Below are 13941 nucleotides of genomic sequence, written 5' to 3' on the forward strand. Positions count from 1 at the left end.
CCGGGGAATGCCAGTCTTTTTCTCCATTACGTCCAAAGGGAGGTCCGTATGGTCAATTATCATGCGCAGTCATTAAAAAATCAAATCTACACGATTATCAAAAAACGCCTGCTCGATCAAAAGTATCAAGACGGTCACCTGCTTTCGGAACGGACGCTCGCCGATGAACTGCGTGTCAGCCGCACGCCGGTGCGTGAAGCGTTGCTGCGTTTGCAGAAGGAAGGCTGGGTCCGCTATATTCCGCAGAAGGGAATTATCGTCAAAAGTTTGGACGCCAAAAATTTAACTAATATTTTTCAGATCCGCACGGCACTGGAAGTATTGTCCGTCCAGCTGGCCTGTTCCCATATCACGTCGGAACAGCTGGAGATACTGCGTCTGTCTGTAGAACAACAGCGCAAACTGGCGGAATATGACAGTCCGAAATACCAGGAGTTCATTTTCAGCGACACGGAGTTTCATAATACCATTATTGAAGCATCCGGCAACTCCCTTCTTCGATACGTCGTAGAGGAACTTCGGGATAATATCAAGCGAACCGGCATCAATTCCCTTTACAGCCGTACCAGCCGCGTCGCCGAAGCAGCCAATGAACACGCCGCCATCGCCGCAGCCCTGGAACGGCACAGCGCTGAAGAAGCGGAGATCGCCATGCGCCACCACCTGCATATTTGTTATACCTCCGCGTACAGTTATATCGTCAGGCCGAAAATCAAGGAAAGCGACTCTCTCCATGGATAGTCGCCTCATCAAAGCGCTGGGACGGGAACTCGGGCTCGACTGCATCGGTATTGCCGCCGCCGAACTGCCGGCAGAAGTGTCGACCGAGCCGATTTGCCCTCTCGCCGCCGGCCACGGCGAGGACCGCTGGCAACCGAAGCGCCTGCTGCCGGCATGCCGTGCCATTATCGTCGTCTTATTTCCCTACTACCACGGCCAAAAGGCAGGCAAGGCCAACCTCTCCCTCTATTGCCAGAGCCGCGATTATCATCAGATTATTCGTGACTATCTGACACGCTTCGACGCGGCCATTCGCCGCCGTTTCCCCGACAGCCGGCAAGTCGCCGTCATCGATACGACGCCCTTAGCCGATCGCTATTTGGCCCAGCGCGCCGGCCTCGGCTTCTTCGGCGACAATCGCTGCCTCATTCACGAAACCTACGGCACGTACTGCTTCATCGGCAGCCTGCTGACTACCCTGCCCCTGGACGCCGACGCGCCGAACCAGCGCGAATGCCGCCACTGCGGCGCCTGCGCCGCCGCCTGCCCCGGCAATTGCTTTACCGGCACATCCTACACCTATGAGCGTTGCAAATCGTATTTAACGCAAAAAAAAGGCGACTTATCCCCTGCGGAAATCGCGATTATACAAAAAACGCCCCTCGTCTTCGGCTGTGATGAATGCCAGCGCGTCTGCCCTCATAATCGGGACGTGCCGGTAACGCCGCTGCCTGAATTCAGGGAGCAGCTGCTGACGCACATCGATGCCGCCGCCTTGGAATCCATTACGAACGGCCAGTTCCGCGCCGCTTACGGCAACCGCGCCTTTGCCTGGCGCGGTAAAAAAATATTGCTGCGCAACTTGGCGTATTTGAAAGAAAACGGGGAAACACCGCCGCCTTTTCCAGCAGGTCCATCCGGATAAAATTATGCCGAACCGCCGGCAACCCAACCAAAAAGGGATACGAGATGATCGTCTCGTATCCCTTTTTGGTTATTAAAATTCTTCGCTGTGATGCGTATCGAGATTAAGAAACAGCGTGTACTCTCCTTTGAAGTAGAGCTTCACCGTATCCGTCGCGCCGTTGCGGTGCTTGGCCACGATGACTTCCGTAATGTGCTGATTCTCCGTCTCCTTATCGTAATAATCTTCGCGGTAAAGGAAGGACACGATATCGGCATCCTGTTCCAACGCCCCCGATTCACGCAAATCGCTCAACATGGGCCGTTTGTCCTGCCGGCTCTCAACGCCTCGCGACAGCTGCGACAAAGCGATGAGCGGCACTTTCAGCTCACGCGCCAGCGCTTTCAGGGAACGGGAAATATCGGAGATTTCCTGCTGCCTGCTTTCGGCATTGCGCCCCTGCATGAGCTGCAGATAATCGACGATAATCAGATCAAGGCCTTTTTCCGATTTCAGCCGCCGCGCTTTGGAACGCATTTCTCCGACGCCGATGCCGGGCGTATCGTCGATATAAATCGGCGCTTGGTATAATTTACTGCACGCCTCCGTCAGTCTTCCCCATTCTTCGTCGCTGTTCAGCTGACCGGTCCTGAGCTTCTGCGAATCAATATGAGAAATCTGGCAGAGCAATCGCTGTACCAGCTGTTCCCGGGACATTTCCAACGAAAAAAAAGCAACCGTTTTCTGCTGGCGCACCCCGACGTTTTGGGCGATATTCAGCGTAAAGGCCGTCTTCCCCATACTGGGGCGAGCGGCGATGAGGATCAAATCGGACGGCTGCAACCCCGACGTCAGGAGGTCGAGATCGCGAAATCCCGTCGGCAAGCCTGTCAGCCCCGCTTTATTTTCATAAAGCTTCGTAATCTTATCGAGCGTCTCATTGACGACGTCGCTGACGGGCGCGAAATCGCTGCGATTGTTGCTGTCGGAGATCCCCATGATTTTCTGCTCCGCTTTATCGAGCAGTTCACTCGCCGCCGTCTCGCCGTCGTAAGCTTCCGTTGCCAAATCGGTACAGGTGGAAATGAGCTTGCGGGCCAATGACTTTTCCACGACAATGTTGATATGGTATTCGATATTGGCAGCCGTCGCCACGAGATTCGGCAAGCTCAGCACATATTCCAGGCCGCCCGCATCGTCCAGCTTTTTCATGCGCCGCAGCTCTTCCGGAAGCGTAATGACGTCGATTTCTTTCCGTTCGCCGTGCAAATTGACCATCGCTTCAAAAATAATGCGGTGTACTTCACGATAAAAATCGACGGGAAGCAGTTTCTCCGCAGCCAACGTCGCCGCGTCGTGTTCCAACATCATCGCGCCGAGAACGGCCTGTTCCGCTTCTATATTCTGCGGCGGTATTCGTTGTTCCATTTTACGACTCCTGTTTGATGAGCAACAGATCCAAGACCTCGCCGATCGTCTTGACGGGACAGACTTCAAGCCCCAAATGATCTGCCGGTATATCTTCTTTATTCTCTTCCGGAATAATAATGGTCTTCATTGCGGCACGGCTGGCGCCATACGCTTTTTCAAAGACGCCGCCAACAGGTTTAACCTGTCCCTGTACGGAAATTTCTCCCGTAACGGCCGCATCTTGGCGTACCGGCACCTTGGTAATGGCGGAAATCAGCGCCGTCGTAATCGCCGTTCCCGCTGACGGTCCGTCAATATTGCCGCCGCCGATAAAATTGATGTTGATGTCGAAATCAGCCAGCTCTTTGCCTGTCACGGCGCGAACGACGGCGGCGGCATTAAACATGGAATCCTTCGCCATGGAACCGGCCGTATCGTTAAAGCGGAAATAGCCTTTGCCCGCTGTCTGCGCCGGAAAGGCGACGGCTTCGATTTCCAACGTCGAACCGAGATAACCGGCAACGCCGAGGCCGAAGACCTTGCCGATGACGCCTGCCGACGACGCCCGTTCCGGCACATACGGCACTAAGCGACTGACGTGAGCAATATGCTGAATGGTCTCCAGCGTAATTTGTATATCCGTCGTGCTTTTTTGCTGATAAACGGCATGACCGTACGCATCAGCCAAAATATTGACGGCCTTACGCCCTTCAATCGTAAAGGTGCTGATCTTTTCCGCCACACCGTCAGCCAGAGAAATCCCCAACTCCGCAGCGGCATTGACGATGATCCGAACGATATCGGCCGGTACCAGCGGCTCGAAGAACACTTCGGCGCAACGCGAACGGATAGCCGGATTGATTTCCGACGGATCCCGTGTCGTGGCCCCGATGAGAATGAAGTCCGCCGGCGCACCGTCGGCAAAGAGTTTGCGTATATATTCGGGAATATTCGGATCCGATTCGTCATAATAAGCCGATTCGAATTTCACCCGTTTATCTTCCAATACTTTCAATAATTTATTCAGCAGCATGGGATCCATTTCGCCGATTTCATCGATGAAGAGAATACCGCCGTGTGCTTCCGTTACAAGCCCCGGCTTCGGCTCGGGAATACCCGTTTCGGCCAGATCCCGCCTCGCTCCCTGATAAATGGGATCATGAACGGAACCGATCAGGGGATTCGTCATATCCCGCGAGTCCCAGCGCAAGGTCGTCCCTGCCGTTTCCACGAAAGGCGCATCTGCGCCGAAGGGAGTAAACGGCAACTTTTTGGCCTCGTCCAAAATAATGCGGGCAGCCGTCGTCTTACCGACACCTGGCGGTCCGTAAAGGAGCAGATGCTGGGGATAGACGGATGCCAATTTGCTCTGCATCGCTTCTACAGCCCGCTCCTGCCCGACGATAGCCGACAGTTTTTTCGGTCGAACCCGTTCCATAACGGATGCGGCCAACTGGATCGTATCGAGCCGTTGCAAGGCCTCCAACTTCTGCTTCGTCTGCGGCGTTTCGACGTCATGCAACTCTTCCTGGATCAGCTGCATCTTGATTTCCTGGACATATTCCTGCTGTTTTTCTTCCATCCGCTGGGAAATCTTCTTTTCCAGCCGTTCTTCCACGGCCTGCCGCGCCAGCATCTCCGCCAAAACGGTTTCCAACTCGTTCAACACGTCGACAACCTCTTCGTCTGTCGGTACCTTATCGTACGACGCATCTTCATAAATCAGCCGCTGCAGCCCTGTCAGGCGCTGCCGGGGATCTTCGGAGTGAACGTAGGCCAAAGCGGAATATTTGCTGGCGCGAAGAACCATTTTTTCCGGACCGATGAGACCCGTAAAAGCGCCGTACAACACGTTCACCTGCCGGCGCAGTTCCTCTTCCGCCGTCGGTTCCAGATACTTATGGCGCTGCAGTAATTTATCTAATAACTCTTTCATACCTTATCCTTCGGTGACATGAACTTTGATCACGCTTGTAATCGTCGGATGAACACGGATGATGACATCATACGTCCCGACGGCCTTGATCGGGTCTTTGATCTCCACTTTTTTCTTGTCCAGATCAAGGTTGTATTGTTCCTTTGCGGCATCGCTGATGTTCTTTCCCGTAATGGCGCCGAAGACCTTGCCGCCTTCACCGGTACGCACGGGAATCGTCAATTCGACTTTCTTCAGCTGACTGGCCAGGATGACCGCTTCGTCGGAAGCCACCTTCGCCTTATGCTGCGCCGCCGCGCTTTTCTGTTTGGCATCGTTGATATTTTCAGCCGTACCGGGTGCCGCCAACTTACGCGCCAACAGATAATTACGGCCATATCCGTCGGAAACTTCGACGATTTTCCCTTTTTTTCCTAATTTTTTTACGTCTTGCAATAAGATTACTTTCATATCGTTGTACTCTCCTTTTCTGCAACTTGCTGCAATGCTTTCCGCACGGCAGCCTGTCCCTCTGTCGGAGACAGTCCTTTCAGCTGCGCACCGGCGACGGTGCGGTGACCGCCGCCGCCGAGTTCTTCCATGACCAGCTGCACGTTGATATTGCCCTGAGAGCGGGCGCTGACGCCGAGATTGCCGTCAGAAAGCGCATAAAAAGCAAAGCTCGCCTCGACCGTATTGATTCCTAACAGCATATCCGCCACCTGTGCCGATACGACAGGCGCGTTCTCCACGCCGGGCGGACAATTCGTCATGGCAATACTGTCCATAATAACCGCGTCGGCCAGCATTTGCGCCTTCGTCTTGACCAGGGCGAAATCCGAGCTGAAAAGACCGCGCACGATCGTCGGATCGGCGCCGCTGCGCCGCAAATACGCGGCGGCGTCAAAAGTGCGCACGCCGGTCTGCACGGCAAAGCTCTTCGTATCGACGACGATACCGGCATATAAGGCCGTTGCTTCGACCTTCTCAAGCTCCACATCATCCCTGAAATACTGGATCAGCTCCGTAACGAGTTCGCTCGTCGAGGAGCTCGACGTCTCCGTATACGTTAAAAGGGGCTTCTTGATGAAATCGCTGCTGCGCCGATGATGGTCGATTACGACGCGGCGTTTCGTTTTTTCCAAAAGCTTCGGCGCCGCCGTCATATCGGCCCGATGCGTATCGGTAATAAAAAGAAGCGTTTTTTCGGTGCACATCATTTCCGCCGTTTCCGGCGTAATCAGCAGATTGCGGAAAAGTTCCACCTCGCTGACTTTATCCAACAGCGGCTGAATCGCATCTGTTTCTTTACTGGCGACGATATGCACGGACTTACCGGCAATACGCGCCATATGAGCCACGCCGATGGCGGAACCGATGCAGTCGTAATCTTCCCGTTCGTGTCCCATAACCAGCACGTTTTCACTCGTATCGATCAATTCATGCAGGGCCTGGGCAACAATACGGGCGCGAACGCGGGTGTTCTTTTCCAGGGACTGCGTCTTGCCGCCGAAAAAATGAACCTCTCCCGATTCTTCATAAACGACGACCTGATCGCCGCCGCGTCCCAACGCCAAGTCAACGCCGGCATGAGCCTTGTCGGCCAGCTCGTTGAAATCGGATAAGCCTCGGGTAAAGGTTTCTTCCGGTACTGCCGCCACACCCATGCTGACAGTAACGGGAATGCGGTTCACGGTGTGAATGGCTCTGATCTTGTCGAGGATGGCGAAATGATTTTTCTTCAACCCTTCGAAGGCCTTCCTCGTTAAGCAGACAAAATAGTTTTCATTGCCGTATACATGGATATAACAGCCCAGCGCCGTCATTTCTCCGACAATGCAGTTGTTGACGTCGGTCCAAAGTGTCGCCTGTTGTACAGCCGACATCCCCTTGCCCACTTCTTCCATGTTGTCAATGACAATTTCCGCAAAAACGGGCATAGTCTGCAGGGCATTTTCTTTCTGTCGTTCCGTATCGGTAATGTCCTCGAAGTACAGGATCAAATAATTATCGTCTTCCGATGCATCAGTTTGCAGATACTTGTAAACCACGCGATAGTACCGGTCATTGATCGTTTCAAAAAAATACCCCGACTTTCCCCAAACCTTATCGAGATTCAAATTCGGCATGATCTGACTCATTTTCTGTCCGTCGTCGACAGCCGCCAACCAGTCCATGAAAACACTGTTCGACCAGCAAAGCGCCGATTCCGAGTCAATGATGGCAATACCGATGGGAAGATTTTGAACGGCATATGTCGTCGCCTGATCGACACTGCGCGAAATGGCATCGAAAAAGCGGCTGATCTCGCGATTGCGCTCATTGGAATCTTTGCGGCTTAAGAAAAATGCGCCGATGATCAGGATTACCGCCAAAGCGGCGACTACCCAGTTATACACGGCAATGATCAACAGGAGAAGGGAAATGACAAGCAGATAATACCTTTCAAATCGACTGCCCAATAGTTTTTTAAACATGCGTCGGCTCCCCGGGGTCAAAGACCCCCGTGTTTCTTGCGGTATTGCAGCAGCATCTCGACAATCCCGCCGATGAAGGCCGCATTCTGCAAAAGAGGCAGAAAAAGACAGTAAGCGGCAAGGATCATTCCCTGCCCCGTCGACTTCAGGTGAAACTTGCGCTCTGCCAAAAACAGAAAGAAAGCGATACCTTCGATGGAAATAAAGAAAAAAGAAACCAAACTCAAACCGACACCGGTCAGGTTCAGCCACTCAACGGATCTTGTCGATCCCCAGTAGCGCATGACCTGTGCCAGTACATATAAGTATACCATAATGCGCGGTATTTCCCAATAACGAATAGGCAGCAGCGGACGAACGGGAAGATGGAGCCGCTGCAGGATAATGACGGCCGCCTTGATATATACGTAAGCCAAGATAAACATGCTGACTACTGCCGCCGCCGACAGAAGAACGGCCGAGGTTTCTTTGATCGCATCGACCTGTTCCTGCAATGCCAACGCTTCCTCCGGCGAGAGCCCCCGGCTGCTGTACGACGCCAAGGCCAAATCGAAAGTCTGCCGCCAGGCATCCGTCGTAACGGCAATCACATTAACGCCGTTAACGGCATACGTCAACAGGGACAACAAAACGGTCAATACCAACAAAGCGCCTGCAGCAAGAGCGATCAGCCGCCCCAGCGGCCATTGCCGCCGCAGGCCGCAACCGATGGCCGTTCCCATGATCCCGAAGGAGAGAAACATGATCAGCGCGAAAAGCGGTGAAATAAATAAGGCCAGCAAAAGGCCTGCCGCAAGAGCGAACAGTGCTGCCCACTTGGCGCCGAATTTCAGGAAAACGATGATCATCGGTACGGGAAACACAAAATAACCGATCAGCGCGAATAAAGGCGACACGTAGCCCAGTACGCCTAAAAATACCATTATGACAGCCAAAAGCCCGGCTGTCGTCATTGCTTTTACATTCATATCGTCCATCGTCTCATCCTGTCTTTCTCTCTACATTCAGAACAGCGGAGGCAAAAACCCCCGCTGTATGCTGTCATGCTATCAGATTTTAAACTTCCATGATGATCGGTAAGATCATGGGGCGGCGTCTCGTTTTTTCAAAGAGATATCGGCTCAGCGTATCGCGGACTTGGGACTTGATCACGGCCCATTCGCGGATATTGCCCGCTTCACATCGTTCCAAAACGGCAGCAACCCGTTCGTGCGCTTCCGCCAGAAGCGCTTCCGAATCACGGACATAAACGAAGCCGCGGGAAACGATATCGGGGCCCGCCAAAGCGTGACTGGTTCCTTTCGTCAAGGTCATGACAACGATCACGACGCCTTCCATGGCCAACTGCTGTCGATCGCGGATGACGATGTTGCCGACATCGCCGACGCCGAGTCCGTCGACGAAAACGCGGCCGGCATTGACACGGCCCGTTTTTTGCCCGCTGCGTCCCGTAAACTCGAAAATCTGGCCGTTATCGCCAATGAGGATATGCGCTTTGTCGACTCCCATTTCCACAGCCATTTCGCCGTGCTTCTTAAGCATTCGGTACTCGCCGTGGACGGGAATGAAATATTTCGGTTTAATCAAACCGAGCATGATTTTTAATTCTTCCTGGCTGCCGTGACCGGAAACGTGTATTTTTTTGTCTCTGCCGGCAACGACATGGGCTCCGAGTTTCATCAAATTATCAATGGTGCGGCTGACGCCCATCTCGTTGCCGGGAATCGGCGTCGCCGAAATGATGACGGTATCGCCGGGCATGATGCTGACACTGCGATGATTGTTGAAAGCCATCCGGGACAATCCGGCCATCGGTTCCCCTTGGCTGCCCGTCGTCAGAATCAGCACCTGATCGGCAGGATACCGATTCAATTCGTCAGCCTCGATAAGGACTCCTTCCGGAATATCCAAATAGCCCAATTCCGTGGCGATCTGAACGTTGTTGACCATGCTCCGTCCCAGAACGGCGACCTTTCGTTTATAGAGAACCGCCGTATTGACCGCTTGCTGAATGCGGGAAATGTTCGACGCAAAGGTAGCTAGGATAATCCGTCCCTTGGCCTGGCTGAATTCACGGAGAAAAGCCTGTCCGACCGTTTTTTCCGACTCCGTATACCCCGGTCGTTCGGCATTCGTGCTGTCCGACATGAGCAGCAACACGCCGCGCCTGCCCAGATCGGCAAACTTATGGATATCCATCAACTGATCATCGACAGGGGTCAGATCGATCTTGAAGTCACCGGTATGAACGACCGTACCTACAGGCGTTTTAAAATAAATGGCGCTTGCATCGGGAATGGAATGATTCGTATGGATAAAGCCGACCTTCATACAGCCGATTTCCACTTCATCGCCATGCTTCACTTCATTCAATGAATAATTCGAAATGCGATTTTCTTTCAGCTTCCCTTCAATCAGACCGCACACAAGCCTTGTAGCATAAACGGGAACGTTGATCTCGTTCAATAAATATGCCAAACTGCCGATATGGTCCTCATGTCCGTGCGTAATAACGACGGCTCTGACTTTGTCACGATTTTCGATCAAATAGCTCATGTCGGGAATGACCAGGTCAATGCCGAACATGTCATCATCGGGAAACGCCAATCCCGCATCCAAGACGACAATATCCTCTCCGTACTGGATAACCGTCATGTTTTTCCCGATTTCTCCCAGGCCTCCCAATGGAATTACAAAGAGCTTTTCCTTCTTAGCCAATTTTTTTCTACCTCCTATATCGTATGGTTCTGCAATGTGAATCGGTAATACGTACAAACACCCCATAATTCATAAACATCCGTCCGTTTGTCCCGTTTATACCATTTTCCGTTATTTTAAGCTCTCTGTCAACATATTTCCAAAGATTCATATACTCTCTTTACAATTTGAGGCGAGCAGATTTGACGAAATAATCCGCCCGCCTTACATTTAAATCGCGCAGCAAAGCTGCACTGCCGCTCCCTTCGGCGCCGGCGAAATGCGCAAAGCCTCACGCACCGGCACTTCACTTGTTGCATCGTCTTCTCGAACGAATACGGGCACGCGAAACAGCGACCGGCTATTTCCGAGCCGTCATCAGCCCTGCCCCTGTCCGGCAGACTGCGGCGACGAACCCGCTTTATCGCCTTCACGGACGGTATCCGTACGCGTCGCGGCGCCATCCGTTATCGGTACAGCCACCTTCTTGACGGCAGCCGGCACACGCAGATCTTCTCCCGGCGGCAGCGGTGCAATAGTCAACGTTACATCAAGCGTTGCATTCTCGGCATATTGCCGGATAATTTCCCGTTCCGGCGGAGTAAACCGCGGATAGTCTTCGGCCAATACGGCAAGCAGGCCCTGCAATTGCGGCGTCATGGGAAACGTCAGTTGCTGCAACGCCTTGTCCGTCGAATCCAACGTCGCCGTAACCGTATACGTGCCGTTTTGCTTCAAGGCCCGCAAAATCTTATCGGCCGTCTTATTCTCGGCAGCAGGCGGCTTCAGCATGGACCCGAGCCGATTCGTATCATATTCGACGACGTACGTATGCGAGCCGGTCTGCCGAACCGCCGTAATACCGTCGCCAAAGACCTGGAACAGAGACGTCAGGCTTTGTCCGACCATGGCGGCATCAGCCGTCCCGGAGACGACATACCACTGCGTTGCACCCATACTGGTGACGCCGTAGTAAAAATGGTATTCCTTATCCGCCACTTCACTATAAGCGGTAACCGTCGTCGCCAACGTCGGAAGTGAAGCGTCTTCCGCCTGCGCCGTCACCTTCACGGCAAACGGATTCGCTTGCAGAAAAATCATTTCTTTCACGGCGCCTTTAAAAAAGGGCATATCATAGGCGACGTGTACGGTATATTGGCCGTCCGGGTTTGCAGCCCTATGACGGACTGCCTCCGTATACGTCGCCAACGGGTCTGCCGCCAACGCGGCCGTACTGAGCAGTAACGTCGACGCCGCCGTAAGCAGTATATTTTTCAGCCATAACGACTTCCTATTCATAAATTATCCTCCTCAAAAATTCCACAATTATCTCGTTTTTTGGGCCGCAGCCGGTACCGTAAAGTCGATATTTTCCGGCAGAGGCGCACAATCAACGGTCACATTCACGCTGCTGTAGGCCAGAATCCGGCCGATCAACGCCTTTTGCGCTTCCGGGACATTGGCATTGGCCGCAATCAGTGCTGCAATACTGCGCAGCTGCGGCGTCAGCGGGAAATAGATATGACTGATGCGCGCCGTTGCGGGGTCAATCGTGACGTCTGCAAGGATATCGCCACTCTGTTGCAACGCCAGCAGCGCTTCCTTCAATGCCTTCCTTTCTTCCCCGGAAAGGCCCGCTTCAGCCCACTTCGCTTCATCACCTGTCGCATACAGGCGGGACATGTCATAGACGACCCGATACGTATGCGCCGAAATCGCCGTGACCGTTTTCACGCCTGCCAGCACATTGCCGTCAGCACGCAACGTTGCAGCCAGCGGCATCGCGTCGCGTAAAGGGCGGTCATACGACTGCCACGTCCGGCTGTCCTCATCACCGTAACCGTAGTAAACGTGAACGACAGCGCCGTCCTGCTCGGCATAAAGGGAGGACGTGCCGCTCAACGTTTCGTTGCCGAGAAAACCAACGCTGGCCGTGCTTTTGACTTTGAACGGCATTTCCTGTATGTCGATTTTGTTTTTCAGCCGTCCCACCGACATGAACGGAGCCTGCACATTCATTTGTACCGTGTATTCTCCTTGCGGATGCGCCGCCATATTGCGGGCCGCCGCCTCGTACGTCTCTGCCGGCGTCAGCGCCAAGGCGCTGCCGGTAACCGTTGCGGCGGCGGCAAAAAGACAAAGCGTTTTCTTGATATAGTTTCCAATCATGTTGTTCCCTCTCTTAAACGATTCCCGCTTTTTCGTATAACCCGTAGAAATGATGAATCGGCCCATGCCCCTTGCCGATCGGTTCAGCGTGCGCAATACCGTCAAAAACATACGCCTTCGCCGCGGCAACGGCATCGGTAAGCGTCATGCCGTTCGCCAGATCGGCCGCAATGGCGCTGGAAAGAGAACAGCCTGTTCCGTGCGTACTCGTGCTGTCAATATGGCGTCCCTTGAAGTAATGCATTTCCTTGCCGTCAAAGAACAAATCCGTAGCATCCTCCGTACGATGACCGCCCTTGACCAGCACCGTTTGCGCTCCCATGGAGGCAATGGCGCGAGCCGCCTCTTCCATATCGCGGAAATCGCGGATCTCCTTGCCCGTCAGCACCTCCGCTTCCGGAATATTCGGCGTCAGCACCGTCGCTAACGGCAACAGCATTTTACGCAGCGATTCTTCCGCTTCCGGGCGGAGCAACCGATGACCGCTCGTCGCCACCATGACGGGATCAATGACGACAAAGGGTGGCTGATATCGTTTCAACTTGGCCGCAATGATCCGGATCGTTTCGACGACGCTGACCATGCCGATCTTGACGGCATCGACATCGATATCTTCAAAGACGGCGTCAATCTGAGATGCGATCAGCGGCGGCGTAACATCCATATAATCCCGCACACCCTGCGTATTCTGCGAAACGACGGCAGTAATGACATTGAGCGCAAAACAACCGTGCGCGCAAAAGGTCTTGCAGTCCGCCGCCGCACCGGCGCCGCCGGAAGGGTCCGTACCGGCAATTGATAAGACATGTTTCATGTTTCTACCTCCTAATGCTGCAGCTTCAGCAACAATCTGACTGCAGCCGGCTGAATATAAAATAACAGGGAAGCCGTACCGACTTCGCCGTCATAAGGATCGTAATCAAACAACGCCATGCCGCCCGTCTTAAAATCAAGGGTCGTTCCCGTCCATTCGGCGCTCCAGTTTTCCAAGTACGGCGAGTGTCCGATAAGCAAAAGAAGATCGGCGTCCCGCCGGGAGAGGACGTCCCGGTAAAGGCGAGATAAATCGCCTGAAACCAACGCGTCGTTGACATGCATATTGCGGCAATGAAGACGGCGGCTGATAATCTCCGCCGTCTCTTTCGTCCGCACGTAAGGACTCACTTCCATTGCTTTTTTGCCAGAAGGCCACCAATTGGTTGCGAACTCGGCCATTGCCGCCACATCGCACCGCCCCCTGTCAGTCAGTTTGCGTTCGGCATCTGCACAGCCGGCATGCGCTTTTTCCGCCTTGCCGTGCCGCATCAGACAAACATACATGACATTGTCCCCCTTTTTGACTGTCCCTTTATTCGGCAACGTGCTCCAAACCGACTTGAAGCATCGTATAAACATGATCGTCGGCCAATGAATAATACACTGTCTTGCCGTCGCGGCGAAATTGCACCAAATGAGAATCACGCAAAATACGCAATTGATGGGAAACGGCAGATTGCCCCATTTGTATCGTATCGGCAATATCGTATACGCAAAGCTCACTCTTCATCAATGCCTGCAAAATGCGCAGCCGTGTCGGGTCGCCGAGGATTTTAAACAAGTTGGCTAAAGGCTGCGTATACTCTTCCAAGACGGAAATGTCTTTTTCGTCC

Annotated in this window: 13 protein-coding genes; 2 read left to right on the forward strand and 11 right to left on the reverse strand. The window is 53.4% G+C overall.

Annotated features, from left to right (window positions below):
* Together HMPREF1250_RS06060 and queG are read left to right on the forward strand one after the other, a co-directional pair.
* A partial coding sequence (locus HMPREF1250_RS06060; protein ID WP_328512815.1) for a GntR family transcriptional regulator occupies positions 1–741 on the forward strand: 741 nt, incomplete at its 5' end.
* On the forward strand, positions 734–1645 hold the full coding sequence (queG, locus tag HMPREF1250_RS11200) for a tRNA epoxyqueuosine(34) reductase QueG (RefSeq protein WP_023053878.1): 912 nt from the start codon (positions 734–736) through the stop codon (positions 1643–1645). The genes HMPREF1250_RS06060 and queG, both read left to right, overlap by 8 nt.
* A gap of 72 nt (positions 1646–1717) precedes the next feature.
* Here the strand turns inward: queG and dnaB are convergent, their stop codons facing one another.
* From dnaB to HMPREF1250_RS06120, 11 genes are all read right to left on the reverse strand, one after another.
* The gene (dnaB, locus tag HMPREF1250_RS06070; RefSeq protein WP_023053829.1) at positions 1718–3052 is read right to left on the reverse strand and encodes a replicative DNA helicase; all 1335 of its coding nucleotides are present in this window, start codon (positions 3050–3052) and stop codon (positions 1718–1720) included.
* A gap of 1 nt (position 3053) precedes the next feature.
* The gene (gene lonC, locus HMPREF1250_RS06075) at positions 3054–4970 is read right to left on the reverse strand and encodes a Lon family ATP-dependent protease (RefSeq protein WP_023053819.1); all 1917 of its coding nucleotides are present in this window, start codon (positions 4968–4970) and stop codon (positions 3054–3056) included.
* Positions 4971–4973: 3 nt separating this feature from the next.
* Positions 4974–5420: a 50S ribosomal protein L9 gene (gene rplI, locus HMPREF1250_RS06080; protein ID WP_023053839.1), complete on the reverse strand. Its 447-nt coding sequence runs from the start codon at positions 5418–5420 to the stop codon at positions 4974–4976.
* Positions 5417–7426, reverse strand: a complete 2010-nt coding sequence (locus HMPREF1250_RS06085) for a DHH family phosphoesterase (RefSeq protein WP_023053814.1) — start codon at positions 7424–7426, stop codon at positions 5417–5419. Before HMPREF1250_RS06085 ends, rplI begins: the two co-directional genes overlap by 4 nt.
* Positions 7427–7443: 17 nt before the next feature.
* On the reverse strand, positions 7444–8403 hold the full coding sequence (locus HMPREF1250_RS06090) for a DUF2232 domain-containing protein (protein ID WP_023053890.1): 960 nt from the start codon (positions 8401–8403) through the stop codon (positions 7444–7446).
* A 79-nt stretch (positions 8404–8482) separates the two neighbouring features.
* A complete protein-coding gene (locus HMPREF1250_RS06095) occupies positions 8483–10144 on the reverse strand; it encodes a ribonuclease J (protein WP_023053815.1) in 1662 nt (553 codons plus the stop codon).
* Between the two features lie 357 nt (positions 10145–10501).
* Positions 10502–11422 (reverse strand): hypothetical protein, encoded by a 921-nt coding sequence (locus HMPREF1250_RS06100; protein ID WP_023053794.1) that lies wholly within the window; start codon positions 11420–11422, stop codon positions 10502–10504.
* A 27-nt stretch (positions 11423–11449) separates the two neighbouring features.
* A complete protein-coding gene (locus HMPREF1250_RS06105; RefSeq protein WP_023053831.1) occupies positions 11450–12292 on the reverse strand; it encodes a hypothetical protein in 843 nt (280 codons plus the stop codon).
* Positions 12293–12305: 13 nt separating this feature from the next.
* Positions 12306–13106 carry a bifunctional hydroxymethylpyrimidine kinase/phosphomethylpyrimidine kinase gene (gene thiD / locus HMPREF1250_RS06110; protein WP_023053889.1) on the reverse strand — a complete coding sequence of 267 codons (801 nt, stop codon included), beginning with the start codon at positions 13104–13106 and terminating at the stop codon, positions 12306–12308.
* A gap of 11 nt (positions 13107–13117) precedes the next feature.
* Positions 13118–13612: a SixA phosphatase family protein gene (locus HMPREF1250_RS06115; RefSeq protein ID WP_023053837.1), complete on the reverse strand. Its 495-nt coding sequence runs from the start codon at positions 13610–13612 to the stop codon at positions 13118–13120.
* Between the two features lie 28 nt (positions 13613–13640).
* Complete coding sequence (locus HMPREF1250_RS06120) at positions 13641–13928, reverse strand: ArsR/SmtB family transcription factor (RefSeq protein WP_036242878.1); 288 nt, start codon at positions 13926–13928, stop codon at positions 13641–13643.
* Positions 13929–13941: the final 13 nt, after the last annotated feature.

It is taken from the genome of Megasphaera vaginalis (ex Srinivasan et al. 2021), assembly GCF_000478965.1.
In the GTDB taxonomy this organism is placed as follows: Bacteria; Bacillota; Negativicutes; order Veillonellales; family Megasphaeraceae; genus Megasphaera; species Megasphaera vaginalis.